The 26305-nt window shown below is 70.6% G+C and carries 30 protein-coding genes; 14 read left to right on the top strand and 16 right to left on the bottom strand.

Annotated features, from left to right (window positions below):
* Positions 1 to 54: 54 nt before the first annotated feature.
* Positions 55 to 1236, top strand: coding sequence for a sialidase family protein (locus G5B46_RS04765; protein ID WP_165256634.1), 1182 nt, complete (start codon positions 55 to 57; stop codon positions 1234 to 1236).
* On the opposite strand, the gene G5B46_RS04760 is transcribed toward G5B46_RS04765, so the two are convergent.
* Positions 1233 to 1664 (bottom strand): hypothetical protein, encoded by a 432-nt coding sequence (locus tag G5B46_RS04760; protein WP_165256632.1) that lies wholly within the window; start codon positions 1662 to 1664, stop codon positions 1233 to 1235. The two genes, G5B46_RS04765 and G5B46_RS04760, sit on opposite strands and share 4 nt — an antisense overlap.
* Positions 1665 to 1762: 98 nt before the next feature.
* The gene (locus G5B46_RS04755; RefSeq protein WP_109100997.1) at positions 1763 to 2245 is read right to left on the bottom strand and encodes an Lrp/AsnC family transcriptional regulator; all 483 of its coding nucleotides are present in this window, start codon (positions 2243 to 2245) and stop codon (positions 1763 to 1765) included.
* A gap of 84 nt (positions 2246 to 2329) precedes the next feature.
* Between G5B46_RS04755 and G5B46_RS04750 the strand changes: the two genes are divergently transcribed.
* Complete coding sequence (locus G5B46_RS04750; protein ID WP_165256630.1) at positions 2330 to 3244, top strand: DMT family transporter; 915 nt, start codon at positions 2330 to 2332, stop codon at positions 3242 to 3244.
* Here the strand turns inward: G5B46_RS04750 and G5B46_RS04745 are convergent.
* Positions 3241 to 4380: a serine hydrolase domain-containing protein gene (locus G5B46_RS04745; RefSeq protein ID WP_165256628.1), complete on the bottom strand. Its 1140-nt coding sequence runs from the start codon at positions 4378 to 4380 to the stop codon at positions 3241 to 3243. The genes G5B46_RS04750 and G5B46_RS04745 overlap by 4 nt on opposite strands.
* 53 nt (positions 4381 to 4433) lie before the next feature.
* Here G5B46_RS04745 and G5B46_RS04740 point away from each other — a divergent pair, with 53 nt between their 5' ends.
* A complete protein-coding gene (locus G5B46_RS04740) occupies positions 4434 to 4811 on the top strand; it encodes a hypothetical protein (protein WP_165256626.1) in 378 nt (125 codons plus the stop codon).
* Here G5B46_RS04740 and G5B46_RS04735 read toward each other — a convergent pair whose 3' ends face one another.
* Genes G5B46_RS04735 through G5B46_RS04720 form a run of 4 tightly spaced genes read right to left on the bottom strand, consistent with a single transcriptional unit; the run spans position 4812 to position 6764 of the window.
* Positions 4812 to 5231 (bottom strand): thioesterase family protein, encoded by a 420-nt coding sequence (locus G5B46_RS04735; RefSeq protein WP_165256624.1) that lies wholly within the window; start codon positions 5229 to 5231, stop codon positions 4812 to 4814.
* A gap of 4 nt (positions 5232 to 5235) precedes the next feature.
* Complete coding sequence (gene grxD / locus G5B46_RS04730; RefSeq protein WP_165256622.1) at positions 5236 to 5577, bottom strand: Grx4 family monothiol glutaredoxin; 342 nt, start codon at positions 5575 to 5577, stop codon at positions 5236 to 5238.
* Positions 5578 to 5630: 53 nt separating this feature from the next.
* Positions 5631 to 6521, bottom strand: coding sequence for an aldo/keto reductase (locus G5B46_RS04725; RefSeq protein ID WP_165256620.1), 891 nt, complete (start codon positions 6519 to 6521; stop codon positions 5631 to 5633).
* Positions 6522 to 6527: 6 nt separating this feature from the next.
* Positions 6528 to 6764 (bottom strand): BolA family transcriptional regulator, encoded by a 237-nt coding sequence (locus tag G5B46_RS04720; RefSeq protein ID WP_101712499.1) that lies wholly within the window; start codon positions 6762 to 6764, stop codon positions 6528 to 6530.
* 180 nt (positions 6765 to 6944) lie between these two features.
* Between G5B46_RS04720 and G5B46_RS04715 the strand changes: the two genes are divergently transcribed.
* Both G5B46_RS04715 and G5B46_RS04710 read left to right on the top strand, forming a co-directional pair.
* Positions 6945 to 7601, top strand: coding sequence for a hypothetical protein (locus tag G5B46_RS04715; RefSeq protein WP_165256618.1), 657 nt, complete (start codon positions 6945 to 6947; stop codon positions 7599 to 7601).
* 105 nt (positions 7602 to 7706) lie between these two features.
* Positions 7707 to 8624 (top strand): M20/M25/M40 family metallo-hydrolase, encoded by a 918-nt coding sequence (locus G5B46_RS04710; protein WP_165256616.1) that lies wholly within the window; start codon positions 7707 to 7709, stop codon positions 8622 to 8624.
* Between the two features lie 6 nt (positions 8625 to 8630).
* On the opposite strand, the gene G5B46_RS04705 is transcribed toward G5B46_RS04710, so the two are convergent.
* Positions 8631 to 8963 (bottom strand): hypothetical protein, encoded by a 333-nt coding sequence (locus G5B46_RS04705; RefSeq protein WP_165256614.1) that lies wholly within the window; start codon positions 8961 to 8963, stop codon positions 8631 to 8633.
* Positions 8964 to 9119: 156 nt separating this feature from the next.
* Here G5B46_RS04705 and G5B46_RS04700 point away from each other — a divergent pair, with 156 nt between their 5' ends.
* Together G5B46_RS04700 and dmeF are read left to right on the top strand one after the other, a co-directional pair.
* Entirely contained in the window at positions 9120 to 9395 is a 276-nt protein-coding gene (locus G5B46_RS04700; protein ID WP_165256612.1) for a metal/formaldehyde-sensitive transcriptional repressor, read from the top strand.
* A gap of 8 nt (positions 9396 to 9403) precedes the next feature.
* Positions 9404 to 10342 carry a CDF family Co(II)/Ni(II) efflux transporter DmeF gene (gene dmeF / locus G5B46_RS04695; protein ID WP_165256610.1) on the top strand — a complete coding sequence of 313 codons (939 nt, stop codon included), beginning with the start codon at positions 9404 to 9406 and terminating at the stop codon, positions 10340 to 10342.
* Positions 10343 to 10518: 176 nt separating this feature from the next.
* Here dmeF and G5B46_RS04690 read toward each other — a convergent pair whose 3' ends face one another.
* The gene (locus G5B46_RS04690) at positions 10519 to 10710 is read right to left on the bottom strand and encodes a hypothetical protein (protein ID WP_165256608.1); all 192 of its coding nucleotides are present in this window, start codon (positions 10708 to 10710) and stop codon (positions 10519 to 10521) included.
* An 80-nt stretch (positions 10711 to 10790) separates the two neighbouring features.
* Positions 10791 to 11588: an SDR family oxidoreductase gene (locus tag G5B46_RS04685; RefSeq protein WP_165256606.1), complete on the bottom strand. Its 798-nt coding sequence runs from the start codon at positions 11586 to 11588 to the stop codon at positions 10791 to 10793.
* A 125-nt stretch (positions 11589 to 11713) separates the two neighbouring features.
* Here G5B46_RS04685 and G5B46_RS04680 point away from each other — a divergent pair, with 125 nt between their 5' ends.
* The 5 genes from G5B46_RS04680 (at position 11714) to G5B46_RS04660 (ending at position 18962) form a co-directional block, all read left to right on the top strand.
* Complete coding sequence (locus G5B46_RS04680; protein WP_165256604.1) at positions 11714 to 12214, top strand: helix-turn-helix domain-containing protein; 501 nt, start codon at positions 11714 to 11716, stop codon at positions 12212 to 12214.
* 87 nt (positions 12215 to 12301) lie between these two features.
* The gene (locus G5B46_RS04675; protein WP_165256602.1) at positions 12302 to 13069 is read left to right on the top strand and encodes a hypothetical protein; all 768 of its coding nucleotides are present in this window, start codon (positions 12302 to 12304) and stop codon (positions 13067 to 13069) included.
* A 131-nt stretch (positions 13070 to 13200) separates the two neighbouring features.
* Positions 13201 to 16383, top strand: coding sequence for an efflux RND transporter permease subunit (locus G5B46_RS04670; RefSeq protein WP_165256600.1), 3183 nt, complete (start codon positions 13201 to 13203; stop codon positions 16381 to 16383).
* Positions 16376 to 17590 carry an efflux RND transporter periplasmic adaptor subunit gene (locus G5B46_RS04665; RefSeq protein WP_165256598.1) on the top strand — a complete coding sequence of 405 codons (1215 nt, stop codon included), beginning with the start codon at positions 16376 to 16378 and terminating at the stop codon, positions 17588 to 17590. Before G5B46_RS04670 ends, G5B46_RS04665 begins: the two co-directional genes overlap by 8 nt.
* Entirely contained in the window at positions 17577 to 18962 is a 1386-nt protein-coding gene (locus G5B46_RS04660; RefSeq protein ID WP_165256596.1) for an efflux transporter outer membrane subunit, read from the top strand. The genes G5B46_RS04665 and G5B46_RS04660 overlap by 14 nt, the downstream gene beginning before the upstream one ends.
* On the opposite strand, the gene G5B46_RS04655 is transcribed toward G5B46_RS04660, so the two are convergent.
* The 4 genes from G5B46_RS04655 to G5B46_RS04640 all read right to left on the bottom strand — a co-directional run bounded on the left by G5B46_RS04655 (position 18959) and on the right by G5B46_RS04640 (position 22028).
* Positions 18959 to 19447 carry a nuclear transport factor 2 family protein gene (locus tag G5B46_RS04655; RefSeq protein ID WP_165256594.1) on the bottom strand — a complete coding sequence of 163 codons (489 nt, stop codon included), beginning with the start codon at positions 19445 to 19447 and terminating at the stop codon, positions 18959 to 18961. The genes G5B46_RS04660 and G5B46_RS04655 overlap by 4 nt on opposite strands.
* A 31-nt stretch (positions 19448 to 19478) precedes the next feature.
* Complete coding sequence (locus G5B46_RS04650; protein ID WP_165256592.1) at positions 19479 to 19856, bottom strand: hypothetical protein; 378 nt, start codon at positions 19854 to 19856, stop codon at positions 19479 to 19481.
* Between the two features lie 64 nt (positions 19857 to 19920).
* Positions 19921 to 21348 carry a heavy metal sensor histidine kinase gene (locus G5B46_RS04645; protein WP_205691495.1) on the bottom strand — a complete coding sequence of 476 codons (1428 nt, stop codon included), beginning with the start codon at positions 21346 to 21348 and terminating at the stop codon, positions 19921 to 19923.
* The gene (locus G5B46_RS04640) at positions 21345 to 22028 is read right to left on the bottom strand and encodes a heavy metal response regulator transcription factor (protein WP_165256590.1); all 684 of its coding nucleotides are present in this window, start codon (positions 22026 to 22028) and stop codon (positions 21345 to 21347) included. The genes G5B46_RS04645 and G5B46_RS04640 overlap by 4 nt, the downstream gene beginning before the upstream one ends.
* 308 nt (positions 22029 to 22336) lie before the next feature.
* Between G5B46_RS04640 and G5B46_RS04635 the strand changes: the two genes are divergently transcribed.
* Both G5B46_RS04635 and G5B46_RS04630 read left to right on the top strand, forming a co-directional pair.
* Positions 22337 to 22996: a hypothetical protein gene (locus G5B46_RS04635; protein WP_165256588.1), complete on the top strand. Its 660-nt coding sequence runs from the start codon at positions 22337 to 22339 to the stop codon at positions 22994 to 22996.
* A gap of 15 nt (positions 22997 to 23011) precedes the next feature.
* Positions 23012 to 23674, top strand: a complete 663-nt coding sequence (locus G5B46_RS04630) for a hypothetical protein (RefSeq protein WP_165256586.1) — start codon at positions 23012 to 23014, stop codon at positions 23672 to 23674.
* Here the strand turns inward: G5B46_RS04630 and G5B46_RS04625 are convergent, their stop codons facing one another.
* Both G5B46_RS04625 and purL read right to left on the bottom strand, forming a co-directional pair.
* Positions 23675 to 24037 (bottom strand): hypothetical protein, encoded by a 363-nt coding sequence (locus tag G5B46_RS04625; protein WP_165256584.1) that lies wholly within the window; start codon positions 24035 to 24037, stop codon positions 23675 to 23677. It abuts the gene before it with no gap.
* 41 nt (positions 24038 to 24078) lie between these two features.
* Positions 24079 to 26298 (bottom strand): phosphoribosylformylglycinamidine synthase subunit PurL, encoded by a 2220-nt coding sequence (gene purL / locus G5B46_RS04620; protein ID WP_165256582.1) that lies wholly within the window; start codon positions 26296 to 26298, stop codon positions 24079 to 24081.
* Positions 26299 to 26305: the final 7 nt, after the last annotated feature.

Genomic DNA, 26305 nt, shown 5'->3' with positions numbered 1-26305 from the left:
AATGTTACCGTTCACTGTGGAGGCTGGGTCCAAAGCGTTCGCGTGGGAGGCCCGATGACGACGATCCGGAACCTGGCGGCGGCCGTCGCGGCCGTGGCCCTGACGGCGGGCGCGGCGCCCTACGAGGTGGCGCCGGGCCTGTTCCAGGCGGGCAAGCCGGACCTTGGCCTTTCATCCGCCTCGGGAGCCGAGACCTTCACGGTCTTCGCGCCGACGGAAGGCTCGGACAAGTTCAGCAACGGCGTGGTGCTGATCCCCTTCAAGGGCCGTCTCTACGCCCAGTGGCAGAGCTCGGCTCGCGACGAGGATTCGGCCGACACCTGGGTCGCCTACGCCGTCAGCGACGACGGCCGGACCTGGAGCGCGCCCAAGATGCTGGCGCCGGCCGGGGAGGGCGGGCTGATGCGCTCCAGCGGCGGCTGGTGGACCGACGGCGAGACCCTCGTGGCCTACGCCAATGTCTGGCCCGACGGCTTCCAGTCGGGCGCCGGCGGCCATGCCGAGTACCGCACCAGCCGCGACGGCGCAGCCTGGAGCGCGCCCCGGCGGGTCATGGGCGCCGACGGCGCGCCGGTCGAGGGGGTGATCGAGCAGGACCCGCACGACATCGACGGCCGGGTGATGACCGCCTTTCACCTGCGTCCCGGCATGATCGCCAAGCCGTTCTTCACCGACGACCCGCTGGGCGTGTCGGGCTGGACGCAGGGGCGGATGGAGAATCTGCCGCGCGACGCCTCGAACGCGGCGGCCGCGCACGAGCGCCGCCTCAGCCGCGAGATCGAGCCCAGCCTGTTCCGCCGCGCCGATGGCTGCGCAGTGATGGTGTTCCGCGACGAAGAACTGAGCTTTCGCCAGCTGGCGTCGGAGAGCTGCGATCGCGGCGTCTCGTGGACCACCCCGGCGATGACCGACATGCCCGACGCCCGGGCCAAGCAGAGCGCCGGCAACCTGCCGGACGGAACGGCCTATCTGGTCAACGCGCCCAACAGCGACCGGCCGCGCATGCCGCTGGCGGTGACCCTGTCCGCCGACGGCCGGACCTTCGACCGCAGCTTCCGCCTGCGCGGCCAGGGCGACCTGCAACCGCTGCGTTTCGAGGGCAAGTACAAGCGGCCGGGCTATCACTATCCCAAGAGCGTGGTGTGGAACGGCGCGCTGTGGGTCGGCTACGCCGCCAACAAGGAGGACGTGCAGGTCACCCGCGTGCCGCTGCCAGCTCTGAAGGTCGGACGCTAGGGTCTCACCGCCGTCGGCGGCGGGAACTGATCGAGCTCCCGGGTCGTCGACGCATAGGGCGAGTAGCTCATGTAGGGGGACGGCTGGGTCCACTGCGGCTCGTAGCCGCGGCTGAGGGGCCGCATCGGGACCCGGTTCGTCGGCAAGGGGGGCTCATACACCCAACCGACGCGCACCCCGCAGGCCCGGAAGTCGGAGGCGCTGTCGGCGCGGCAGCGGAAGCCGTCGGCCGTCGCCTGGCATCGGTCGACCGTGACCGCGGGCTTGAAGCATGTGCCCATGCGCCTGGCCTTGGTCTGGGCCTTTTCGGTGGCCAGACGCATGGCCTCTTCCTGGGTGGGCGCCTTGGCCCAGTGCCAGCTCGACGCGACGGCGCCGCCCGCCGCCAGCGACATGGCCAGTCCGATCGCGATGACGCGCGTCCTCATCGGGCTTCCTCCTGCCTGTTGCGGTGGATTTCGACACTCGCGCGGGCGGACGTCAACAACCTTCGCGAACATTGTTCGCTGCGGCTCTACCCTCGAGGCTATTCCACCAACGGCGCGCGCGAGGGATCCTGCCGGACGATCTCGCGGATGCCGACCAGGGTCATGAACGAGCGCACCCGCCGGTCGTCGTTCAGCACCTCGTTGGTGAAGGCCTCGTAGGCCTCCATCGTCGGGACGGTGACGGTCAGCAGGAAGTCGGTGCTGCCCGTCACGTGCCAGGCGCTTAGCACCTCCTTGCGAGCGGCCACGCCGGCGGCGAAGGCGTTGAAAAGCGCGCTGCCCTCGCGCTCCATCTCGACCAGCACATGCATGGTCAGGCCAGCATTGAGGCGCGCGGGGTCGACGATGGCGACGTCGGCGACGATCACGCCTTCCTTGCGCAGCCGCCGCAGACGGCGCAGCACGGCGCTTTCCGACAGCCCGACCTTCTCGGCCAGGCTGCGCGCCGGTTCGAGGTTGTTCTGGCGGACCAGTTCGAGAAGCTTGTGGTCGAAGTTGTCCAGAGTGACGGATTTCGTCATTTGAGCCGCCAAGAATGACTGTTTTGGGCGGTATACGCCGAATTTCGGCGAGAAGCGCCAGTCTTACGCGACTAGTTTGCCCGCATGTCCGCCGCCGCCCTCCGCCGTCCCGCGCTCGACGCGCTGTTGCCGTACGCCGCTCTGTTCGGGGGCATGGTGACGCTGGCCGGCGGCACGTCGTTCGCCAAGTCCCTGTTTCCGGCGGTCGGCGCCCAGGGCGTTTCGGCCTATCGCGTCGGCTTCGCGGCGGTGCTGCTGCTGCTTCTGTGGCGGCCCTGGCGGTTCAAGATCACCCGCCAGGACATGCTGGCCGTGGCCTTCTACGGCGCGGCGACCGGGGTGATGAACCTCTGCTTCTACATGGCGCTGCGGACCATCCCGCTGGGCGTGGCGCTGGCCATCGAGTTCCTGGGGCCGCTGACCCTGTCGCTGCTGCATGCGCGCAAGGCCAGTCACTTCCTGTGCATCGGCCTGGCGGCCTTCGGCCTGCTGCTGCTTCTGCCGCTGAAGCTGGGCGCCGCGCCGCTCGACCCCGTGGGCGTCGGCTTCGCCCTGGCCGCGGCCGTCTGCTGGGCGCTCTACATCATCGCGGGCAAGCGCCTGGGCCACCTGCACGGCGGCCGCTCGGTGGCCATGGGCATGAGCGTGGCGGCCCTGATCGTCGTGCCGTTCGGCGTGGCGTCGGCGGGCGCGGCCCTGCTCGACCCGCACCTGATGCTGCTGGGTCTGGTGGTCGCCATCTGCTCCAGCGCCGTGCCCTATTCGCTGGAGATGGTGGCCCTCAAGCGCATTCCCAAGCGCACCTTCGGGGTGATGCTCAGCGCCGAGCCGGCGATCGGCGCCATGGCCGGCCTGATCGTGCTGTCCGAGCACCTTTCGACGCAGCAGTGGATCGCCATCGCCTGCATCGTCGCCGCCTCGGCCGGCGCGATCCTGACCACCACGCCGGAGAACGCCGTGGTCGAGGATCCGGAGGCGCTGGAGCGTCCGGGCGCCTAGGGCGCCTCCACCGGCATCAGGCGGCTGTACTCCCAGGCCCAGGGCATGCCGGTCTCGCCCAGCGCCGCCTTGACCAGGGACGGGAAGATCCGCTGGCCGTCGCCGCTGTTGGTGAGGATCACCACGCAGCGGCGGCCCTTCTCTACGCAGACCATCATGTTGTCGGTGATGTCGTTGTGGCCGCCCTTGAAGAAGGCCCGCCCCTGCGGTCCCTCGAAGGTGACGACCCCGACGCCGGCGGCGAGCTTGATCCTGGCGTTGTCCGGATTGGTCTCTTCGGAAAGGGTGGGGAACTCAGAGCGCGAGACGATCGGCAGGCTGCCGCGCGCGAATTCGGCGCGGGCCTTCTTCGACAGGCCCCAGCCGCTGGCCATGGCCGCCGCCAGCTTGCCCATGTCGTCGATGGTGGTGTCCAGCGAGCCGGCCGCCTTGACGCTGGAGCGGTCGTCGTGCGGCTGCCACTTGCCAGCCTCGTCGCGGCCGTCGGCGATGTCGGGGGCGAAGTCGTCGCGCCAGACCATGCCCGAGCGGGTCATGCCTAGGGGCTTGAACAGGCGCCTGTCCATGTCCTCGCCGACCTTGACGCCCAGACCCTGCTCGATGACGAACTGCATCAGGTTGACGCCCTCGCCGGCATAGGCGTAGCGGGCGCCCGGCTCGAACTTGATGTCGAGCTTCTCGTCGGGGTTCAGCCAGCGGAAGTTTGGAAACCCCGCCGAGTGGGTGAGCAGGATGCGGGGTGTGATCTTGCGCCAGCGCTCGTCGCCCGCCAGGTCGGCATAGGCCTTGTAGTCGGGCAGGGGCTTTGGAAGGTAGGTGGCGATCGGCGTGTCGAGGTTGAGCCTGCCTTCGTCGACCAGCATCATGACGTAGTAGGCGAAGGTCGCCTTGGTGATCGAGGCGGCGTACATCACGGTCTGCGGCGCCAGGCGGTCGCCCTTCTCGTTGCGGACGCCCTGGGCCGTGACGTGCGCGACCTTGCCGTCCTCGATTACGGCGACGGCCACGCCGGGGACCTTGCCGAGAGCCATCAGCCGCGCGATCTCGGCGTCCAGCTTCGGGTTTTCGGCGTGCGCGGATCCCGCGGCCCCCAGACACAGCGCGGCGGCCGTCCAGGCCAGCGACTTAATCGACATTGCAACGTGCCCCAAGGTTGCGCGCTCCCCCGCGCCGGGCGACCTTGCGGGCCATGGGCGTCTTTTTCAACCGCCGGGTGCTTCTGGCCGGCCTGCTGCTTTCAGGGTGCGCGAGCGTTCCGACGCGTCCGCCGCGTCTGCTGCCGGGCGATCCGGAGATGTTCGGCGAGCTGGAGCCGCTGCTGGGCGCGCGCGCCGAGGCCGACGGCCTGGTGATCCGCCTGTCGTCGCAGGGCTGCCTGCGCAAGGAGGATCTGAGGTTCTTCGTCGACCGGAAGGACGCGATCCCCGACCTGGCCTTCGCCCGTCGGCGCGTCGAAACCTGCAAGGCCGGCGCGCCCGGCCAGGCGGAGGTCAAGTTCGGCTGGGGCGAGCTGGGGATCACCGGCGCGACGGCCGTGAGGCTGCTCAACCCGATGGGAAAGGGCTGATCAGCCCTTCGGCGTGAAGCGCTCGACCATCCACGGCAGCACGCGGGCGGGGCGCTTGGCGGCGATGTCGATCAGCACCCAGTCGGTGCGGCTCTGGGCGCACATCTCGCCGTCGGGACCGTCGATGCGGACATAGCGCTCGAACCGCGGCCCCTTCAGTTCGCCGACCCAGGTGTAGCCGGTGGCGATCTCGTGCGGCAGCAGTTCGCGGCGATAGTCGATCTCGTGGCGGCGGGCGACCCAGCTCCAGGGAGCCCGTTCCTCTTCCGAGGCCCAGGCTTCCCAATGAGCGATCGCCAGGTCCTGGGCCCAGCCCAGATAGACCACGTTGTTGACGTGGCCGTTGGCGTCGATGTCCGACGCCTTCGGCTCGAAGGTCAGGGGGAAGGCGTCCGCGGGCGGGACGAAGAGGCGGCTCACCCGGTCAGGCCGAGATGACGCCCTGCTCGATCAGGAACGACTTCAGTTCGCCCGACTGGAACATCTCGCGGACAATGTCGCTGCCGCCGACGAACTCGCCCTTGACGTAGAGCTGGGGAATGGTCGGCCAGTCGGTGAAGGTCTTGATGCCTTGGCGCAGCTCGTCGTCCTGCAGCACGTCGACGCCGACGAACTCGACGCCCAGGTGGTCGAGGATCTGCACGGCCACCGACGAGAAGCCGCAGCGCGGCTGGTCGGGCACGCCCTTCATGAACAGCACGACGGGGTGTTCGGCCACCGTCTTGGCGATGAATTCGATGGCGGGGGAGGCGGCGACGTCAGTCATGGGGAGGAATTCCTTGGCGGTAACCCCTCAGCTAGGCGCCGGAAGGCCCCTGGTCAAGCGCGGCGCTTGGTCCCGGCGGCCTGTTCGGCCGAAAACCGCGCCATCTCGATCTGGGCGGCGCAGCCGGTCGGCAGGTCGCGCTCGACCACCGAGGCCAGAGCCTCGAGCTTGTCGCGCTTGGTGGTGATCACCTGCACGGTGGCCAGGGACGGCTCGGTCAGGGCGTAGCCGAGGCAAAGCTCCTGGCCCGTCCAGCCGGCCGTGCTGTCGAGGAAGTCGTAGCCGCCCAGATTGGCCAGCGGGTCGGTGCGGCGCCGCCACAGCGACGGCTTCTTGAAGATCGGCTTGGCTTCGCGCTCGCGGATGGCCTGGGGCCAGAAATCCTCGCCGATCACCGCCACGTCGCGGGCGACGGCGGCGCGGATGCGATTGCGCTCGGCCCAGCCGGACGACAGGTTGAACGGCGAGGCCAGGGCGTCGAACATGCCGGTCGCCAGGTGCCGGTCCTGGCTCTCGCCGCGGCTGGCCAGGCCCAGCGAGCGGATCAGCCCCGACTGGCGCAGCCCCATCAGGGCGGCCATCGCCGTCGGCGGGAAGGCGCCGCCGGGATCGTCGACCGTGACCAGGTCCACGTGGGAAAGGCCGCAGCGCTCGACGGCCACGTCGACCACGTCGTGGATCGCCTGGGCGCTCAGCAGCTCGCCGCTGCTGCGCAGGCGCCAGCCGACGAACAGCAGCCGCCGCTCGATCGTGGTCAGCGACTCGCCCACGCCCTCCAGCAGGGCGTTCGACGAGCCGTGCACCTCGAAGCTGTTGATGCCCGTTTCCAGGGCCGTGAAGATCAGGTTGCGCCAGTCCTTGCCGCTCATGCGCGGATGGTCGGCGAGCCGCAGCGTCACCGCCGAGATCGCCATGCCCGCCTTGCCGAAAGGACGATAGCGCAAGGCCGCCTACTCCGCCGGGGCCGCGGTTTCGAGCGCCAGGGCGTGCAGCTCGCCGCCCAGCACGTCGGCCAGGGCGCGGTTGACCATCTGGTGCTGCTTGACGCGGTTGAGGCCGCGGAAGGCGGGAGAGACGATGCGGGCCTTGTAGTGGTCGCCGTCGCCGGCCAGGTCGGTCAGCACGATCTCGGAATCCGGAAAGGCCGCGTTCAGGCGGGCTTCGAGCACGTCGGGCGACATGGGCATGGGCGGATTCTCCGATCCTCGAAGGGGCTGTATGCCCCGTAAACCTTAAGATCGCGCATATGGCGGGCGTCGCGGCTGGAAGCAATCGCTCGAAAGGCGAAGGCCGGGCGGCGATCGCGCTTGACGATAACGCGGTCTCACGTAGCGATCACGCATCTGTGAATCTTTCGTGAGGTGTGCGTGATGCGTTCCCTGATGCCGGCGCTCGCGGCGCTCACGCTCGGACTGGGCGGTTGCGCCATGGTGACTTCGGAGACGCCCTGGCTGACGCCCGAGACGGGCGGCGCGCGACTGAAGACGGGCTGGTGGATCCCCGACGAGGCCGACTGCCGCGCGCCCAGGAACGACAGGCCCTTTCGCCGCTGGCCCGCCTGCGCCCGCGACGGGGCCGTCCTGGTCCGCGACGGGGAGATCCTGGGCATGACGGGCGCCCCGGCGGACGTGAGCTGGACGGCGCGGGCCTATGTGGTGGGTCTGCGCGCGCCGGTGGTCCTGCAGATGCGGGACGCCGACGAGGGGACCTTCTACGGCTACATGGGGCTGGAGCCGGTCGAGACGGACGCCGAAGGCCGTATGACGCGCGTGCGCGGATGGTCCGGGCTGTGCGGTCCGGACGGTTTCCGGGCGCCGTGGAGCGAGCCCACGCCGGAACAGACGGTCGAGCGGCGGCTGTGGCCGGGCCTGGCCTGGGGCGAGGGCAAGAACAGCTGCACGGCCGCGAGCCTTGCGGCGCTGCAGGCGAGCATCGCCGCCAGCCGGACGCAAGAGGGCAACGAGCGCGGCTATCGCTGGCTGCGCGAGGCCAGGGCGGACGACTTCGCCAGCGGCGGGCGATAGCCGTTCTGGGCTCGCCGGTTGCACGGCGCGCCGGCCGATGATCAAAACGGGTGAAAGCCGCGTTGAGCGACGGCGAAGACCGTCCGCCGTCGGCAGGGAGTTCCAATGCGTTCGACGTTCGCCGCCGCCGTCCTGGCGACCCTTGTCTCCGGCCTCGCCGCGCCGGTCCTGGCCGCGCCCGGGGACCTGGCCCTCGACGACGTGAAGGTCCTCTCGGCCGACGCCATGCAGGGAAGGGCGCCGGGCACGCCGGGATCGCAGCTGGCGCGGACCTACATCCTGGAGCGCTTCAAGCTGATCGGCCTTTCCCCGATCGGCGAGGGTTTCGAGCGGCCGTTCGGCTACACCCGCAAGGACGGAACGCCGATCACCGGCGTCAACCTGGTCGCCCGCATCAAGGGAACCGCGCCCGACGGCAAGGCCCTGGTGGTCACCGCCCACTACGACCATGTCGGCGTCAAGAACGGCCAGATCTACAACGGCGCCGACGACAACGCCTCGGGCGTGGCCGGCCTGCTCGCGGTGGCCGAGGCGTTCAAGGCCGCCCCGCCCAGGCACGACGTGCTGATCGTCGCGCTGGACGCCGAGGAGGGCGGGCTGCGCGGCGCCAAGGCCTTCGTCGCCGAGCCGCCGATCCCGCTGTCGGCCATCGGCCTGAACGTCAATTTCGACATGCTCAGCAAGAACGCCAAGGGCGAGCTCTACGCCGCCGGCGCCGGGCCGCAGCCGGCCCTGAAGCCGATCCTCGACGCGGTGGCCAAGGCCGCGCCGGTCAAGCTGAAGCTGGGCCACGACACCGACGCCGACGGCAAGGAAAACAACTGGACCAGCCAGTCCGACCACGGCGCCTTCGCCGACAAGGGCGTGCCCTGGGTCTATTTCGGGGTCGAGGACCATCCCGAATACCATCAGCCCACCGACGACTTCGAAACCATCCCACAGCCCTTCTTCAGGGCGTCGGTGGCCACCGTGATCCTGGCGACGCGGGCCTTCGACGAGCGGTTGGCGGAGGTCGCGCGGTAGCGCGGATCATCGGCCTAGCGCCCCGGCCTGGTGATCCCGGCCCTCTTCAGGGCCTGCTCGATGCCGGGCCAGCTGGGTTCGGGGGGGGCGGCTCAGGTAATCGAGGTGCATGTTGCGGATGCTGGTCCAGCAGCGCACGCCTTCCTCCATCTCCTGGCGAAAGCTCTGCACTTCCTCGGGCGGCGCATCGTGGGCGACGCGCTCGACATCGGAAATGGTCCTCTGGATCAGGGCGATGTTCTGATCGCAGGCGGCGATCATGCCGCGATAGGCGGCCTCGATCTTCGGGGAGTGGGCGGTGCGGCGCAGGCGCCTGCGCGGGGGCTTGGACTTGGGCATGACGGGTTCCTTGCTGGTTGGGATCGTTGTCGCAGGCGCCGACCCCCTCCGGCCCTTCGGGCTGCCTCCCCCAGAGGAGGAGGATCTGGGACGGCTCGCCTGTCCCCGGGCGGGGCGGGTTTCCTTGCTTTTGAATATACTATAGGGGGGTATGCTATGGCTCACCTTTCCACCGACAACGACGCCCTGCTCAAGCGCGTTCGCCGCATCGCCGGCCAGGTCGCGGCGATCGAGCGCGCGATCGCCGATGACCACGACTGCGCCAAGACCCTGCACCTGGTGGCCGCCACCCGGGGCGCCCTCAACGGCCTGCTCGACGAGATCGTCGAGGCCCACCTGCGCGAGCACGTCGCCGCGCCTGGGCTTTCCGACGCCGAGCGCGAGAAGGGCGCGGCCGAGGTGATCGAGGCCTTCCGCCGCTATTCCAAATGAGGTCCGACATGACCGCCGCCGTCACCGCGCCCCCGCATCCGCACGACCACGTCTTCCTCGCCGCCGACCACGACGCCAACGCCCGCCGCACGCTGTGGGTGGTGGGCCTGACGGCGGTGATGATGGTGGTCGAGATCCTGGCCGGGTGGTGGACCGGCTCGATGGCCCTGCTGGCCGACGGCTTCCACATGGCCACCCACGCCGGGGCCCTGGCCGTGGCGGCCGCCGCCTATGCCTATGCCCGCAAGCACGCCACGAGCCGCCGCTACAGCTTCGGCACCGGCAAGGTCGGGGACCTGGCCGGCTTCGCCTCGGCCCTGGTGCTGGCGGTGATCGCCATCGGCGTGGGCGTGGAATCGGTGCGCCGCCTGTTCGAGCCGTCGTCGATCGCCTTCATGGAGGCCATCGTCATCGCCGTGGTCGGCCTGCTGGTGAACCTGGCCAGCGCGGCCCTGCTGTCGGGCGGACATCACGGCCACCACCACCATGGCCATGACCATCATCATGCTCATGATCACGGCCATCACCATGGACACGGCCATGGCCACGACAACAACCTGCGCTCGGCCTACATGCACGTGCTGGCCGACGCCCTGACCTCGGTGCTGGCCATCGTCGCCCTGATCGCCGGCCGCCAGTTCGGCTGGACGTGGCTGGACCCGATCATGGGCGTGGTCGGCGCCGTGGTCATCGCCCGCTGGGCCTGGGGCCTGATGCGCGACACCGCCGCCGTGCTGCTGGACGCCACCGACGAACACGTGGCCGAGGAGATGCGCGAACTGCTGGAAGGCCCCGCCGGCGGGCAGATCCTCGACCTGCACGTCTGGAAAGTGGGACCGCAGGCCCATGCGGCCATCGTCAGCGTCGCGGGCCTGCCGGCCCAGGCCGTGCGCGAGCGGCTCCTGCCAGTGCACGAGCTGCGCCACCTGACGGTGGAGGTCGCGTAGCACCCCCTCTCCCCTTGCGGGAGAGGGTGGCCTCCCGAAGGGAGGTCGGGTGAGGGGTCTCTCAAAACAAGACGCCGCGACAGCCGATCAGCCGTCGCGGCGTTCTCGTACATGCGACCCCTCAACCGTCGACTTCGTCGACACCTTCTCCCGCAAGGGGAGAAGGATTGGAAAGATCACTCGGCCTCGTCGTTGGCCGCCTCGACCTCGACGCCGAACACCTCGTCTATGACCTCCATGATCTCTTCGAGGTCGTCGAGCGTGACCTTGACGCGCATGGTCTGGTCGTCGTCGGCGGTGAGCGTCAGGAAGATGCCGTGCTCGGTCTCTTCCAGGATGAACTCGTCGAGATTGGCTATGACGGCCATGTTGCGCCTCCCGGTTTCACAAGGGGGAGCGGCCGGCGGCGGCTTTCGTTCCGTGGTCTGGCCGCCGCCGCCGGGGGGGCTCAGGCCACGCCGTAGCGGGGCGCGGGCCGGTCGCGCGACAGGTTGGGCGCCAGGTTCAGGCGGGCCGCGTCATAGGCGGCGAAGTCGGCCGTCTCGGGCAGCGAGGGGATGGTGATCAGTTCGCCCAGGTCGAAGCCCGCCAGGGCTGCGTCGACCAGGTCGCCGACCTCCATCACCGTGGACGGATCCAGCGCGTCGACGCTGCCGCCGGAGCGGTCCCAGATCTCGGTGCGGGTGGCGCCGGGCAGCACCGCCTGCAGCTTCACCGTCTCGGGCAGCTGGCTGCGCAGGCCTTGGGTGAAGTAGGTCACATAGGCCTTGGTCGCGCCGTAGACCGGCGAGCGGAACTCGGGCAGCAGGCCCACCACCGACGAGATGTTGACGATGGCGCCGCGCCCGCGGGCCTGGAAGGCGACGGCGGCCGCGTGGGCCAGGCGCGTCACCGACACCACGTTCAGCTGGATCAGGTTGTCGACCTTGTCGACGTCCTGCTCGACGAAGTCGCCGCCCAGGGCCGCGCCGGCGTTGTTGATCAGAAAGTCGATGCTCGCGTCGTCGGCCAGGCGGGCCTCGACGCGGGCCAGGTCGACGGCGTTCGTCAGGTCGGCCTGCAGGACATCGACCTTGACGCCGGTCTCGCTGCGCAGGCGTTCGGCCAGATTGGCCAGGCGCGCCGCGTCGCGGGCCACCAGCACCAGGTCGTGGCCGCGGCGGGCCAGGCGGTCGGCATAGGTGGCGCCGATGCCGGTCGAGGCGCCGGTCACCAGGGCCGTGCCGGAAAACTGCTTGTTGCTCATGTCTGGATCCCCTCGGGATGCTGGCCGCCACGCTCGTCGCGGCGGGGTGACTTGCAGATGGCTAGTTACTTTCGAATTGCAAGTGACTGGCTTTCATTTTGCTATCGACCGCCTATCTTCATCTCATGACCACGCGCGCCTTCGATCCCGGACAGTGCCCCGTCGGCCGCACGCTCGAACGCGTCGGCGACACCTGGAGCCTGATGATCCTGCGGGACGCCCTGCAGGGGCTGACCCGCTTCGACGAGTTCGAGAAGAGCCTCGGCGTGGCCCCCAACATCCTCGCCAAGCGCCTGGCCGGACTAGTACAATCCGGCTTTCTCGAGCGACGGCCCTATCAGGAGCGGCCGGTGCGCCACGCCTATGTGCCGACCGCGCGCGGCCGCGACTTCGCCCCGGTGCTGACCGCGCTGCTGGCCTTCGGCAACCGCCACTTCGCCGATGAGGGGATCGCCGGGCAGCTGGTCGACCGGACCACCGGCCGGGCGGCCGAGCCGATCGTGGTCGACGCCGTCAGCGGCCGCCCGATCGACGGCGAGACCTTCACCTACGCCGCCGGCCCGGCCGCGGGACAGACGGTGCGCGACCGTGCGGCCCTGATCGAGGCCAGACGCGGGCGCGGCTGAAACGGCGCCTTTGGGTAATCTTCGTAGGGTTGTATGCTGCCTGAGATTGCGAAGGGCGCAGAGCGCCTTCGCCGGGGAGGCAGGGCCATGGACACCATCACCGCCAAGAGCGCCAACGGCGCGAGCGATCAGGGCCTCGTCTCGGCCCTGGCCGAGGACGTCGCGGCCCCGCCGGCCGAGGCGCCGGCCGCCGAGACCGTGTCGGAGGCGGCTCCCGCCGCCCTGACGGCCGGCTCGCCGGGGCCGGAGGTGAAGCTGAACTTCGTCAACCGCTCGAACGACGCCGGCAACGTGCGCGTGCTGCTGTTCGGCCAGCCGCCGTCGCCGGGGCTGGACGAGGTTGGGCAGGCCTGGCGGGTGATCGACAACTGCGGCCCCGGCTGGAGCCACCCGTTCACCTGGCCCGTCGCGGTCACGCTGGGCGTGGTCGACCCCAGCGGCAACGTCTCGCCGCAGCTGGACATCGCCGGGGGCCAGGTCGCCGAGGTCGTGGCCGCCCCGTCCGGCACGCTGCTTCGGATCGCCGACCAGCCGGGCCCTCCGCGCGCGATCGCCCTGATGAACCAGCTGCCTCAGGGCTTCGTCGCAGCCACCGTCTTCCGGGATGGCGAGCCCTATGCGCGGACGTCCCTCGCGCCGCACACCACCGTCACCCTGACCTTCAAGCCGACGATCTGGATCGGCGCGGCCGCCCGGATCGAAGCTGGCGAGGCCAATGGCGGCGAAGCGGTCTCGACGCTGACCGAGATCAACCTGATGGGCATCGCCGGCGCCGACATCGTCATGACCGGCGGCGGCCAGGGGGCGGAGGCCAGGCCGTTCGTCTTCACCCTGGCGAACGTCACCTACGCCTGAGGACCCGGCCGGCGTCGCCCAAGGCGAAGGTTGTCCACCGTTGCTGACCGCCTTGTCAGGCAGGCGTCAGCCTGACGACCCGATGGCGCCGCTACATCCGTCGCAACCTCTCCGGAACGACGGATGCTTCGATGATCTCGCTTGTGCGGACGGCCTTGGCGCGTCCCTACACCTTCGTCGTCATGGCCGCGATGATCCTCATCGTCGGCGTGCTGGCGATCCTGCGCACCCCGACCGACATCTTTCCGGAGATCCGCGTCCCCGTCGTGGCGGTGGCCTTCACCTATAACGGCTTGTCGCCGGAGGACATGTCGGGGCGGATCCTGACGCCCTACCAGCGGGCCCTGACCACCACGGTCAACGACATCGAGCACATCGAGGCCACCTCGCTGCAGGGCATCGGGGTGGTGAAGGTCTATTTCCAGCCCGGCGCCGACATCCGCCTGGCCAACGCCCAGATCACCGCCGTCTCGCAGACCCTGCTGCGCCAGATGCCGACCGGCACCACCCCGCCGCTGGTGCTGAACTACAACGCCTCGACCGTGCCGATCGTGCAGCTGGCCCTGTCGGGTCAGGGCATGAGCGAGCAGCAGCTGTTCGACTACGGCGTCAACTTCATCCGCACGCGCCTGGTGACGGTGCCCGGCGCGGCCGTGCCGTTCCCGTTCGGCGGCAAGACCCGCCAGATCCAGGTCGACATCGATCCGCAGGCCCTGCTGTCCAAGGGGCTGTCGGCCACCGACGTCGGCGCGGCCATCGCCGCCCAGACCCAGATCACGCCCGCCGGCTTCGTCAAGATCGGCGAGTTCCAGTACAGCCTGCGCCTCAACAACGCCCCCGGCTCGGTCGACGAGCTGAACGCCCTGCCGGTGCGCACGGTCAACGGCGCCACCATCCGCCTGGGCGACGTGGCCCACGTGCGCGACGGTTCGGCCCCGCAGCAGAACGTCGTCCACGTGGACGGCCAGCGTTCGGTGCTGATGACGGTGCTGAAGTCGGGCGCGACCTCGACCATCGCCATCGTCGACGGCATCAAGGGCGCGCTGCCCGAACTGAAGGCCCAGCTGCCGGACAACCTGTCGATCACGCCGCTGAACGACCAGTCGACCTTCGTGAAGGCCGCCGTCGAGGGCGTGGTCCACGAGGGCGCGCTGGCCGCGGTGCTGACCTCGCTGATGATCCTGCTGTTCCTGGGCAGCTGGCGCTCGACGGTGATCATCGCCGTGTCGATCCCGCTGGCCGTGCTGGCGGCGGTGGCGGCCCTGGCCGCTTTCGGCCAGACCCTGAACGTCATGACCCTGGGGGGCCTCGCCCTGGCCGTCGGCATCCTGGTCGACGACGCCACGGTGACCATCGAGAACATCAACTGGCACCTGGAGCACGGCAAGGACGTCAAGACCGCGATCCTCGACGGCGCGGCCCAGATCGTCACGCCGGCCTTCGTTTCCCTGCTCTGCATCTGCATCGTCTTCGTGCCGATGTTCTTCCTGCCGGGCGTGTCGGGCTTCCTGTTCGTGCCGATGGCGATGTCGGTGGTGTTCGCCATGATCGCCTCGTTCCTGCTGTCGCGGACGCTGGTGCCGACCATGGCGGCCTTCCTGCTGAAGCCGCACGCGCCGCACGACCAGGAGGCGCCGTCCAAGAACCGCCTGGTGCGCTTCCAGCGCGGCTTCGAGCGGGTGTTCGCCAAGGTGCGCGACGCCTATGCCGGCCTGCTGGGCTTCGCCCTGGGCGCGCGCGGCAAGTTCGTCGCCGGCTTTCTGGCGTTCGCGGTGCTGAGCCTGGCTCTGGTTCCGTTCCTGGGGCGCAACTTCTTCCCGGCCGTGGACTCCGGCTCGATCGCCATGCACGTCCGCGCGCCCACCGGCTATCGCATCGAGGAGTCGGCGGCGCTGTTCGACCGCATCCAGCGCCAGGTGCGCACGGTCATCCCCAGCGCCGAGATCGACACCATGGTCGACAACATCGGCCTGTCCACCAGCGGCATCAACGTCGCCTACAACGCCTCGGGCACCATCGGCCCGATGGACGGCGACATCCTGATCAGCCTGAAGAAGGGCCACAAGCCGACCGACGACTACGTCAAGGCGCTGCGCCAGGAACTGCCCAAGGCCTTCCCGAACGCGACCTTCTCGTTCCTGCCCGCCGACGTCACCAGCCAGATCCTGAACTTCGGCAGCCCCGCGCCGATCGACATCCAGGTGGCCGGCGGGGATGCGGCGACCAACCAGGCCTACGCCCAGAAGATCCTGCGGGCCATCCGCGGGGTGGAGGGCATCGCCGACGTGCGCATCCAGCAGCCCACGGCCTCGCCGCAGCTGCGCTTCGACGCCGACCGCACCCGCATCCACGCCCTGGGCCTGGACGAGCGCGACGTCACCGCCAGCCTGGCCGGCGCCGTGGCCGGCAGCGCCCAGACCGCGCCGGTGTTCTGGCTGAACCCGCAGAACGGGGTGTCCTACCCGATCGTGGCCCAGACGCCGGAATACCTGATCGACAGCTTCGAGAAGCTGGGCGCCATCCCGGTCACCGGCAGCCGCGTGCCCAACGAGGCGCCGCAGGTGCTGGGCGGCCTGGGCGCGCTGAGCCGCGGCACGACGGCGGCCGTGGTCTCGCAGTACAACATCCAGCCGATGGTCAACGTCTATGCGGCCACGCAAGGCCGCGACCTGGGCGGCGTGGCCGCCGACGTCCAGAAGGTTCTCAAGAGCCTGGAGAAGGACAAGCCGGCCAAGGTGCGCGTCACCCTGCGCGGCCAGTACCAGACCATGAACACCGCCTTCTCGGGCATGGGCTGGGGCCTCTTGGGCGCGGTCGTGATGATCTACCTGCTGATCGTCATCAACTTCCAGTCCTGGCTGGACCCGTTCGTGATCATCTCGGCCCTGCCGGCCGCCCTGGCGGGCATCGCCTGGATGCTGTTCGCCACCGGCACGCCGCTGTCGGTGCCGGCCCTGACTGGCGCGATCATGTGCATGGGCGTGGCCACGGCCAACTCGATCCTGGTGGTCAGCTTCGCCCGTGAGCGGCTGGCGGCCACGGGCGACGCGGTGCAGGCCGCCTTCGAGGCCGGGGTCACCCGCTTCCGCCCGGTGCTGATGACCGCCCTGGCCATGATCATCGGCATGGGGCCCATGGCCCTGGCCCTGGGCGAGGGCACCGAGCAGAACGCCCCGCTGGGCCGCGCCGTCATCGGCGGCCTGATCTTCGCCACCTGCGCCTCGCTGCTGTTCGTTCCGACCATCTTCGCCATCGTCCACGGCCGCCGCCCCCGCGCGGAAGCGCCGTCCACCGAAGGATCCGTCCATGCCTGACACCCTGCCCAAGACCGATCCGCGTCGGCTGCGCCGTCTGGCGCTGGTCGGCGCCGCGGGTTTCGCCCTGATCCTGGCGACGGGCGCGGCCGCCCGCTTCATGAGCGGCAAGGACCTGGCCGCCGCCAGCCAGGACGCCGGCGTCGTCACCGTCAGCGTCGTGCGGCCGACCGCCGGCGAGGACGGCGCGCTGGTGCTGCCCGGCCGCCTGCAGGCCTGGAACCAGGCCCCGGTCTACGCCCGCACCGACGGCTATCTGCGTCGCTGGTACGTCGACATCGGCCAGCCGGTGAAGGCCGGTCAGGTGCTGGCCGAGATCGACGCCCCGGAAGTGGACCAGCAGCTGGTCGCCGCCCGCGCCGCGCTGGCCACGGCCTCGGCCCAGCGTGACCTCGCCGCGGTCGGAGCCGCCCGCTGGAAGCGCCTGGTGAGCGAGAACGCCGTCTCCCAGCAGGAGGCCGACGAGAAGCAGGGCGACCTGGCCGCCCGCGAAGCCATGCGCAACGAGGCCGCCGCCAATGTGCGCCGGCTGGAGAGCCTGGCCGCCTTCAAGCGCATCGTCGCGCCGTTCGACGGCGTGGTGACCAGCCGCGACACCGACCTGGGCGCCCTGATCAGCGCCGGGGGCGGCGCGCCGTCGCCCTTGTTCACGGTGTCGGACACCCGCCGCCTGCGCCTCTATGTCAGCGTGCCCCAGAGCATGGCCGCCTCGATCCGTCCGGGCATGACCGCCAGCTTCGCCACGCCCGACCAGCCCGGCCAGTCGTTCCAGGCGCGGCTGGTGCGCGCCGCCGACGCCGTCGACGCCCAGTCGGGCGCCATGCTGGTGCAGCTGGAGGTCGACAACGCCGCGGGCCTGCTGAAGCCCGGCGCCTACGCCCAGGTCAGCCTCGATCTGGGCAAGGGCGGCCTGGCCCAGGCCGCGCCCGCCACCCTGCGCGTGCCGGCCAACACCCTGCTGTTCCGCAAGGAGGGCACGGCGATCGCCGTGGTCGACAACAACGGCAAGGTTCACATCCGCAAGGTCACGATCGCCAAGGACCACGGCTCGGAACTGGAGCTGGCCGGCGGCCTGGCGGCCAACGAATGGGTGGTCAGCAGCCCGCCCGACGCCATCGCCGACGGCGACAGCGTGCGCGCCATCCAGCCCAAGCCCGCCCAGAACAAGACCGCCCAGGCCGTGGGAGGCGCCGGTGCGCGCGGCTGAGGCTGTCCTGCCCCTGGCGCTGCTGGGCCTGGCGGCCTGCAGCACGGCGCCGGCCTATGCGCCGCCGGCTGTCTCGACCCCGGCCGCCTTCCGCGACACCGGACCCTGGACCCCGGCGGGCGCCGCCGACACGGCCCAGGCCGGCGACTGGTGGGCGGTGTTCGCCGATCCGGTGCTGGACGGCCTGGAGCAGCGCCTGTCGGGCGGCAACGCCAGCCTCGCCCAAGCCCTGGCGCGCTATGACCAGGCCCGCGCCCTGGCCCGCCAGGCGCGCAGCGACCTCTATCCGACGGTGGGGATCGACGCGGGCGCGGCCAGCCAGCGCACGACCTCCGCCGGTCGCACCGATCCGGTCGGCCTCAGCGCCTCGGCCGCCTACGAGCTGGACCTGTGGGGCCGCGTGCGCAGCCAGGTCGCGGCCGGCCGGGCCGACGCCGACGCCAGCGCCGCCGACCTGGCCGCCGTGCGCTTGAGCCTGCAGGCCCAGCTGGCCGACGCCTATTTCCAGCTGCGCGGGGCCGACGCCCAGATCGCGGTGCTGTCGTCGACCGCCGACGCCTATCGCCAGGCGCTGGACCTGACCCGGCGACGCCAGGTGGGCGGCGCCTCCAGTGCGCTCGACACCGGCCGGGCCGAGACCCAGCTGGCCACCGCGCTGGCCCAGCAGGAGCAGGCCCTGGCCGATCGCGCCCTGCTGGAGCACGCCCTGGCGGTGCTGGTCGGCGAGCCGGCCTCCAGCTTCTCGGTCGCTGCGATCGACGGCCTGTCGGATGCGCCGAGGACGCCGGTGACGACGCCTTCGCTCGTCCTGCAGCGCCGGCCCGACATCGCCGCGGCCGAGCGCCGGGTGGCCGCGGCCAACGCCCGCATCGGCGTGGCCCGCGCCGCCTGGTTCCCGACCGTGACCCTGGCCGCCAGCGGCGGCTGGCAGTCGACGGGCGGGGAGCTGCTGACCACGGCCAACCGCGTCTGGGCCCTGGGGCCGGCGGCGGCGGCCCTGCCGCTGCTGGACGGCGGCGCACGCAAGGCCGAGGTCGCCCGCACGCGCGCCGTGTTCGACGAGGCCGCCGCCGGCTATCGCCAGACCGTGCTGGACGCCTTCCGCGAGGTCGAGGACCAGATGGCGCTGGCCAACCGCCTGGCCGCCGCCCAGGCCCGCCAGGACGAGGCGGTCGACGCCGCCGCCCGCACCCGCGCCCTGGCCACGACCCGGTATCGCGAGGGGGCGGCCAGCTATCTCGACGTCGTCACCGCCCAGACCGCCGAACTGGACGCCCGCCGCTCGGCCCTGGACCTGCGCACCCGCCGCCTGGCGGCCAGCGTCGACCTGATCCGCGCGCTTGGCGGCGGCTGGAACGTCGCCTCGTCCTAGGGCTTGGCCGCCGGCGGCTGGGGCTTGGGGTACCAGAGCGCGTTGACGATCACCCAGCGGTCGCCGAACCGGCCAAGGTTGAGGTGGTCGACGAACCACGGGGTCTCGACCCGCGCCACCGCCACGTTGCCGGCCACGTCGAGCACGCGCACGCTGCGGTCCCACTTCTCGCGCGGGGTCTTCAGGGCGCCTTGCCGGGTCAGGCCCACGAGCTCGTCGCGGTTCATGCGGCGCAGGCCCAGGGTCTCGTCCGGATCCGGGCGCGCGCGGATGGCGCGCTTGGCGAGGTCCGGGTGCAGCGAGCGGGTGACGCGCGCCACGTCGCCTTCCAGCTGGCCGTCGACATAGTCGTAGGCCACCGCCTCGACCGCCTTCACGGCGGCCGGGTCCAGCGCCAGCGGGGTGGCGGCTTGCGGCTGGACCGGAATGGAGGCGGGCGGCGCCGCGGCCTGGAGGGCGATGGCGGCGAGCAGGGCGGCGATCATGGGCGTCTCCGGTTTGCGGGTCTGGGGCGGGTCAGTCGGCCGGGCGGGTCCAGACCAGGGCGGCCAGGTCCTTGGGCTTGAGGTCGATGTCCTCGCCCTCGGGCGTGCCGTGCTGGAAGCCTTCCAGGCATGTGGGGAAGCCGTCCTCGAGCCAGAGGATGAACCCCATCAGGAGGGTCCTGCCGTCGACCGCGACCTCGGCGGTCGGGCTTTCCAGCGTGCGCGTCGGCCAGTCGAGGGGCGGCTGGGCCCGGTCGACGTCGAAGCAGGTGTAGAAGCCGTGGCCGGTGTTCTCGCGCTCGGCCAACTGCATCGTCGCCAGCAGCGAGCGCAGTTGCCGCGCTATGCCCGGCCTGGCGTCGCAGATCGCGCTCAGCGCGGCCTTTTCAAGATCCGTGAAACCCGACATGCGCCCCCCTGGACGCGGACCTTAGCGCCAAGGTTACGGGTCGCCTATGGGGGTCTCGCGGCGGTCAGGCCTGAACCGGCTGGCCCCTGCGCGTCGCGGGCTCCTGGGGATCGCCGGAGGGGGCCGCGCCGCCGGGCAGGGTGAAGCCGATCAGCACCTCGCCCTCGTCGCAGCGGGCGAACACCGCGCCGCCGTGCATGGTGACGATGGCCTTGACCACGGCCAGGCCCAGGCCGTGGACGTCGTGGCTGTGCTCGCGGGCGCGGTCGAGGCGATAGAAGCGGTCGAACAGCCTCGCCAGGTGCGCCTCGGGTATGGGGCCGCCGCGGTTGCGCACGCCCAGGCAGACCTTGCCGTCTGGCTGCGGCTCGATGGTCACGCGCACGGTCTTGCAGTCGACCCCATGGCGGATGGCGTTGTCGAGCAGGTTGGTCACCGCCCGGCCCAGCAGCGAGGCGTCGGCCGCCACCAGGCCGTCGCCGACCACCTCCAGCGCGACGCCGGCGTCCTCGAACAGCACGTCGAGGAAGTCGGCGGTCTTGTGGGTCAGGGCCGCCAGCGACACCGTCTCCAGATTGGCCGCCAGCGCGCCCTGGTCGGCGCGGGCCATGAACAGCATGTCGTTGATGATGCAGCGCAGGCGGTCCAGCTCTTCCAGATTGGAATGCAGCACCTCTTCCAGCTCGCCGGCGTCGCGCGGGCGCGACAGGGCCACCTGGGTCTGGCCGATCAGGTTGCCCAGCGGCGTGCGCAGCTCGTGGGCGACGTCGGCGTTGAACGAGGCCAGGCGCTCGTAGGCGTCCTGCAGCCGGTCGAGCGCGCCGTTGAAGGCGGTCATCAGGCCCACCAGCTCGGTCGGCAGGTCGTGGGTGGGCATGCGCAGGCCAAGATCGTTGGGGTTCAGCGCGCGGGCGCGCTGCGATAGGCGGTCGACGGGGGCCAGGCCCTTGCGCGCCACCCACCAGCCCAGCAGGCTGACCAGGGCGATGGTCACCAGCGACACGGCCAGCACCCCGACGCCCAGCACGCGGCGCGAGGCGTCGAACGGCGCGGTGTCGGTGGCGATCACCAGCCGCACTTCCGGCCGTTCCAGATAGGGCGGCACGCGCCGGGTCAGCGTCATGTAGCGCTTGCCGTCGAAATGGATCAGGTCGACGCCGTCGCGCGCCCGGGCCAGGGCGTCGTCAGGGGCGAAGCGGAAGCGGGCGTCGGGGCAGTCGACGCGGTAGCGGGTGCTGCCATTGGCGGGGGTGAACGATTCCAGCTTGTCGCCCAGCATCGGCCAGCGCTTGGGATCGCCGGCGTGGCGGATCATCGCGTCGATGATCTCCATGCGGGCGTTCAGCTCCTCGGCCTGGTGGCGGCGCAGCTCCAGGCTCTGGAAGCCGAAGATGGCCACGCCCGCCAGCACCGACACCAGGGTGGTGGCGATGGCGAACATCAGGGCCAGGCGGCCGGCTATGGACTTGGGGGCGATCGAGGCGGGGGTCATTCGGGGCCTCCGTCGGGGCGGTGCTCGAGCACGTAGCCCATGCCGCGCACGGTGTGCAGCAGCTTGGTCTCGAACATGCCGTCGATCTTGGCCCGCAGCCGCTTGATGGCCACCTCGACCACATTGGTGTTGGTGTCGAAATTGATGTCCCAGACCAGCTCGGTGATGATCGTCTTGGAGACGATCTGCGACTGGCGCCGGCCCAGCACGGCCAGCAGGGCGAATTCCTTGGCGGTCAGGTTCAGGCGGCGTCCGGCCCGGGTGGCGCGGCGGGCCAGCAGGTCCAGATGCAGGTCGCCGACGGTGATGGTGGTGGCCTCGCCCCGCCCGCGCCGGGTGATGGCCTGCAGCCGCGCCAGCAGCTCCAGGAACGAGAACGGCTTGACCAGGTAGTCGTCGGCGCCGGCCCCCAGGCCGCGCAGGCGGTCGTCGACGCTGTCGCGGGCGGTCAGCATGATCACCGGCGTCTGGCGGGTCTGGCGCAGGCGCTCCAGCATGGCCACGCCGTCGAGGCCCGGCAGCATGCCGTCCAGAACGATGGCGTCGTAGTCGAGGGTCTGGGCCAGGTGCAGGCCGTCCTCGCCGTCGCCGACGAAGTCGACCGAGTAGCCCTGTTCCGTCAGCCCCTTGCGCAGATAGGCGACGGTCTTGGGTTCGTCCTCGACGATCAGGATCTTCATGATGGCGGCTGGCCCGGCGGCGCGGTGTTCGTGCGGCGGAGGCGCAAGGCCTCCTCGAACAGCTTTGATACAGCGTCCCCGCGCCGACCGCCACGGCTGGGGCGGGAAGGGGGCTCGGTAGCGGCCGGGCGAGGACTGCAGCCTAGATGGCAGAGGGCTCCGGTCGCCAGGCTGACGCCCGCATGACATTTTCGACCCGAACGCGCCGGGGGCGTCGCGGCGAACCATCTTCAATTGCGGAAATAATTGTTTCTTGCATAGATTGTGTTTGTTTCGGCGCGAGGTCGCGCCGCGGGCAGGGGCGAAAGATGGCGATCTGGACGATCGAGGTGGTCAACGAAACCGCGGCTGCGCAGGACTTCTTCGTCTTCAGCCAGCCGCCGGAGGTGCGCTTCGCCGGCCAGGCGGTCGCGGTGCATCCCTGCGCCTGGATCACCTATCCGGGCGTGCAGCCCGGCGAGCGGCGACGCTCGACGTTCAGCGAGAGCATCTCCATCTATGTCGACCTGAACGGCGCCAAGCCCGCGCCGGGCGTGGTGCTGGTGGAAAGCGCCAATGTTCCGGTCGACGCCCGGGCGCGCGACAGCGTCAGCCTGCTCACCGACTTCAACAGCGGCATCTTCGGACCCGTCGAGCATGGGCAGTCGGAGTACGGCACGGTCTCGCTGCACACGTCCGATCCGCTGGTGAGGGAGGGTTTCCCGCCGCCATCGACGGTCGGGCTGGGCAAGTTCGGCGACAGCGACCTGCCGTATCCGATCGCCGGTTTCGCGCCCAAGCCCGGCGGCGTGTTCGTGATCAAGCCGTCGCGCCGCTTCCACCTGGCGCAGGGACGCCCGCTGCGCGGCGAGGCGCTGGCGCTGCATCCGCCGTCGCTGGTCGATATCGACTTCGACGTCGACGACCTGAAGGCGACGATCACGGCCAGGGCCGACGGGGTCTTCGCCGTCGTCTACGGCGCGAACTGAGCCGGCGGAGGGGGCATGGCGGTCTGGACGATCGAGATCGTGAACGGCGGCGATGCGGTTCGCAGCTATGGGCTGCTGCCTGCGCCGCCGGACGTCACCCAGGACGGCGCGCCGGTTGCGGCTTTGCCCGCGGTCTGCGCGGCGTTCGACTATGTCGAGCCGGGCGCGCCCCGCACCACCACCTTCAGCGAGGCGGTCCAGGCCCTGGTCGACTTTCCCGCCGTCGTGCAGGTCGACCGGGTGATCAAGGGGCTGTTCGCGGTGCCGGTGAACCCGCTGGCCCGCGACCTCGTCACCATCACCCACATGGACGATCAGGGCGGCAGCCGGGGCTTCGCCGAGGAGCTGACCTCCGGCGCGGCCGAGCCCGGCCACTTCGCGATCCGCACCAAGGCCGACTTTCCCAACGGCGACGGGGTGGTGCTGGGCATGACCAAGCAGATCGACAGCAACGAGCCCGTGCCGGCGGCGGTGTTCGCGGCCCGGCCGCAGGTCACCTATCAGATCCGGCCGCGGCCGGTGTTCCACCTGATCGAAGGGCGCTACGTGCGCGGCAAGGTGCTGGACCTGTCGGCCAGGGCCGGGGCGGTCATCGACTTCACCGGCCGCGAGCGGGCCAAGGCCACCGTCTTGCAGGCGGCCGACGGCGGCTTCTCGGTGACCTACGGGGCGATCTAGTCAGTCGACGCAGATCGCGCCGACCGCCTTGCCGTTGACCACCTTGGCGTAGCAGCCGAACTGCACGTTAGAACGCTTGCACTGGCCGGTCACCGGGGCGTCGTTAGGTTCGAGGTTGCCCTCGACGATGCAGCCGCCCTGGCACTGGGCGTTGTCGGTGCAGGCCTTGCCGGCGTCGGCATAGGGCACGACGCAGGTGGGCAGGCCGCGGCGGCCGACCATCTCGATCTGGCCGCCGCGCGCGGCGCAGGCCTCGGCGGAGTCGCCGGCCGAGGCGGTCTGGGCGGGCCCCGCCGGCGGAGGAGCCGTCGGGGCGCAGGCGGCCAGGGTCAGCAGGGCGGCGACGATCAGCGGCAGGCGCATCAGGAACACTCTCTTCTCGATACTCTCGCCGCTCTCGGCGATCAGCCCATGAACGCCGGCAGCCAGGCTTCGTTCGCCTCGCGCAGCTTGGCCAGCGGGATCGAGAACAGGTCGGTCGAGGCGAAGGCCTCGCCGCCGGCCACGCCCGCGAGATTGGCGTGCACGCCGGCTTCCTTGGCCGCTTCCAGCAAGGCGTCCGGATCGGGCGTCGCCACCAGGTAGCGGGCCTGGTCCTCGCCGAACAGGTAGGGGTGGGCGTGGGCGTGGCTGGTGGCGTTCAGGGTGACGCCTACCTTGCTGGCCAGCGCGATGTCGGCCGCGGCGACCAGCAGGCCGCCGTCCGACAGGTCATGCACGCCGGCCACCAGGCCCGAGCCGATCAGGCCGCGGACGAAGTCGCCGTTCTTCTTCTCGACCGCCAGGTCGACCGGCGGCGGGGCGCCGTCCTCGCGGCCCAGGATCTCGCGCAGATAGATCGAGGCGCCCAGTTCGCCGTGCGTCTCGCCGATCAGCACCAGGGTGTCGCCCTCGGCCACGTTGCCGAAGCCCGTGCGCAGGTCGTAGTCGGCCAGCAGGCCCACGGCGCCGACGGTCGGGGTCGGCGGAATGGCGACGCCGTTGGTCTCGTTGTAGAGGCTGACATTGCCGCTCACGACCGGGAAGTCGAGCACGCGGCAGGCCTCTGCCATGCCGTCGGTGGCGCGCACGATCTGGCCCATGGTCTCGGGCTTCTCGGGGCTGCCGAAGTTGAGGTTGTCGGTGATGGCGATGGGCAGCGAGCCCGCGGCCGTCAGGTTGCGCCAGGCTTCGGCCACGGCCTGCTTGCCGCCTTCGTACGGGTCGGCCTGGACATAGCGCGGGGTGCAGTCGCTGGTCACGGCCACGGCCTTGCCGGTGCCGTGGATGCGCACGATGCCGGCGTCGCAGCCGGTGGCGCTGTCTTCCAGGGTGTCGGCCATCACGTGACGATCGTACTGCTCCCACAGCCAGCGCTTGGAGGCCATGTCGGGGCAGCCCAGGACCTTGAGCACGGCCTCTTCCCAGTTCTGCGGCGCGGCCACCTTGGCCGGGTCGAGGCGGGCGTCGACCTTCGGTTCCGTCCAGGGACGGTCATAGAGCGGCGCGTCGTCGAACAGCGGGGCCAGCGGCACGTCGCAGACGGTCTCGCCGTGGTGCTTGAGCACCAGGCGGCCGGTGTCGGTGGTGTAGCCGATGACGGCGGCGTCCAGGCCCCACTTCTCGAAGATGGCGTGGCCGTCCTGCTCGCGGCCGGGCTTGAGGACCGCCAGCATGCGCTCCTGGCTTTCCGACAGCATCATCTCGTAGGCCGACATGCCGGTCTCGCGCTGCGGGACCATGTCCATGTTCAGCTCGATGCCGACGCCGCCCTTGCCGGCCATCTCGACCGACGACGACGTAAGACCAGCAGCGCCCATGTCCTGGATGGCGGCGACGGCGCCGGTGGCCATCAGCTCCAGGGTGGCCTCGATCAGCAGCTTTTCGGCGAAGGGGTCGCCGACCTGCACGGTCGGGCGCTTCTCTTCGCTGTCCTCCGAGAACTCGGCCGACGACATGGTCGCGCCGTGGATGCCGTCGCGGCCGGTCTTGGAGCCGAAATAGACGACCGCCAGGCCCGGGCCCGGAGCGGCCGAGTAGAAGATGCTGTCGGCCTTGGCCAGGCCCACGCACATGGCGTTGACCAGGATGTTGCCGTTGTAGCCCTTGTGGAAGTTGGTCTCGCCGGCCACCGTGGGCACGCCCACGCAGTTGCCGTAGCCGGCGATGCCGGCGACCACGCCGTCCACCAGGCGCTTGGTCTTGGGGTGAGCGGGCTCGCCGAAGCGCAGGGCGTTCAGCAGGGCGATGGGACGCGCGCCCATGGTGAAGACGTCGCGCATGATGCCGCCCACGCCCGTCGCCGCGCCCTGGTAGGGCTCGATGTACGAGGGGTGGTTGTGGCTTTCCATCTTGAAGATGATCGCGTCGCCGTCGTCGATGTCGATGACGCCAGCGTTCTCGCCCGGACCGCAGATCACGCGCGGGCCGCTGATCGGGAACTTCTTCAGCTGGTTCTTGGACGACTTGTACGAGCAGTGCTCGGACCACATCACCGAAAACACGCCCAGCTCGACGAGGTTGGGCTCGCGGCCCAGACGGTCGAGGACGACCGCGTATTCCTCGGGCTTCAGGCCGAACTCGGCGGCCGTATCGGCCATCGTCTTGGCGGGGGACTTGGCGGGGGCGTTGGTCGGTGCGCTCATGGGCGCG

The organism is Caulobacter sp. 602-2 (genome assembly GCF_011043625.1).
In the GTDB taxonomy this organism is placed as follows: domain Bacteria; phylum Pseudomonadota; class Alphaproteobacteria; order Caulobacterales; family Caulobacteraceae; genus Caulobacter.
This window is presented reverse-complemented; position numbering and strand designations above follow the sequence as displayed.

Coding starts and splice junctions, on each gene's coding strand:
- G5B46_RS04765 (WP_165256634.1), top strand. CDS start 55: ATGACGACGATCCGGAACCTGGCGGCGGCCGTCGCGGCCGTGGCCCTG.
- G5B46_RS04760 (WP_165256632.1), bottom strand. CDS start 1,664: ATGAGGACGCGCGTCATCGCGATCGGACTGGCCATGTCGCTGGCGGCG.
- G5B46_RS04755 (WP_109100997.1), bottom strand. CDS start 2,245: ATGACGAAATCCGTCACTCTGGACAACTTCGACCACAAGCTTCTCGAA.
- G5B46_RS04750 (WP_165256630.1), top strand. CDS start 2,330: ATGTCCGCCGCCGCCCTCCGCCGTCCCGCGCTCGACGCGCTGTTGCCG.
- G5B46_RS04745 (WP_165256628.1), bottom strand. CDS start 4,380: ATGTCGATTAAGTCGCTGGCCTGGACGGCCGCCGCGCTGTGTCTGGGG.
- G5B46_RS04740 (WP_165256626.1), top strand. CDS start 4,434: ATGGGCGTCTTTTTCAACCGCCGGGTGCTTCTGGCCGGCCTGCTGCTT.
- grxD (WP_165256622.1), bottom strand. CDS start 5,577: ATGACTGACGTCGCCGCCTCCCCCGCCATCGAATTCATCGCCAAGACG.
- G5B46_RS04720 (WP_101712499.1), bottom strand. CDS start 6,764: ATGCCCATGTCGCCCGACGTGCTCGAAGCCCGCCTGAACGCGGCCTTT.
- G5B46_RS04710 (WP_165256616.1), top strand. CDS start 7,707: ATGCGTTCGACGTTCGCCGCCGCCGTCCTGGCGACCCTTGTCTCCGGC.
- G5B46_RS04705 (WP_165256614.1), bottom strand. CDS start 8,963: ATGCCCAAGTCCAAGCCCCCGCGCAGGCGCCTGCGCCGCACCGCCCAC.
- G5B46_RS04700 (WP_165256612.1), top strand. CDS start 9,120: ATGGCTCACCTTTCCACCGACAACGACGCCCTGCTCAAGCGCGTTCGC.
- dmeF (WP_165256610.1), top strand. CDS start 9,404: ATGACCGCCGCCGTCACCGCGCCCCCGCATCCGCACGACCACGTCTTC.
- G5B46_RS04690 (WP_165256608.1), bottom strand. CDS start 10,710: ATGGCCGTCATAGCCAATCTCGACGAGTTCATCCTGGAAGAGACCGAG.
- G5B46_RS04685 (WP_165256606.1), bottom strand. CDS start 11,588: ATGAGCAACAAGCAGTTTTCCGGCACGGCCCTGGTGACCGGCGCCTCG.
- G5B46_RS04680 (WP_165256604.1), top strand. CDS start 11,714: ATGACCACGCGCGCCTTCGATCCCGGACAGTGCCCCGTCGGCCGCACG.
- G5B46_RS04675 (WP_165256602.1), top strand. CDS start 12,302: ATGGACACCATCACCGCCAAGAGCGCCAACGGCGCGAGCGATCAGGGC.
- G5B46_RS04670 (WP_165256600.1), top strand. CDS start 13,201: ATGATCTCGCTTGTGCGGACGGCCTTGGCGCGTCCCTACACCTTCGTC.
- G5B46_RS04665 (WP_165256598.1), top strand. CDS start 16,376: ATGCCTGACACCCTGCCCAAGACCGATCCGCGTCGGCTGCGCCGTCTG.
- G5B46_RS04655 (WP_165256594.1), bottom strand. CDS start 19,447: ATGATCGCCGCCCTGCTCGCCGCCATCGCCCTCCAGGCCGCGGCGCCG.
- G5B46_RS04650 (WP_165256592.1), bottom strand. CDS start 19,856: ATGTCGGGTTTCACGGATCTTGAAAAGGCCGCGCTGAGCGCGATCTGC.
- G5B46_RS04645 (WP_205691495.1), bottom strand. CDS start 21,348: ATGACCCCCGCCTCGATCGCCCCCAAGTCCATAGCCGGCCGCCTGGCC.
- G5B46_RS04640 (WP_165256590.1), bottom strand. CDS start 22,028: ATGAAGATCCTGATCGTCGAGGACGAACCCAAGACCGTCGCCTATCTG.
- G5B46_RS04635 (WP_165256588.1), top strand. CDS start 22,337: ATGGCGATCTGGACGATCGAGGTGGTCAACGAAACCGCGGCTGCGCAG.
- G5B46_RS04630 (WP_165256586.1), top strand. CDS start 23,012: ATGGCGGTCTGGACGATCGAGATCGTGAACGGCGGCGATGCGGTTCGC.
- G5B46_RS04625 (WP_165256584.1), bottom strand. CDS start 24,037: ATGCGCCTGCCGCTGATCGTCGCCGCCCTGCTGACCCTGGCCGCCTGC.
- purL (WP_165256582.1), bottom strand. CDS start 26,298: ATGAGCGCACCGACCAACGCCCCCGCCAAGTCCCCCGCCAAGACGATG.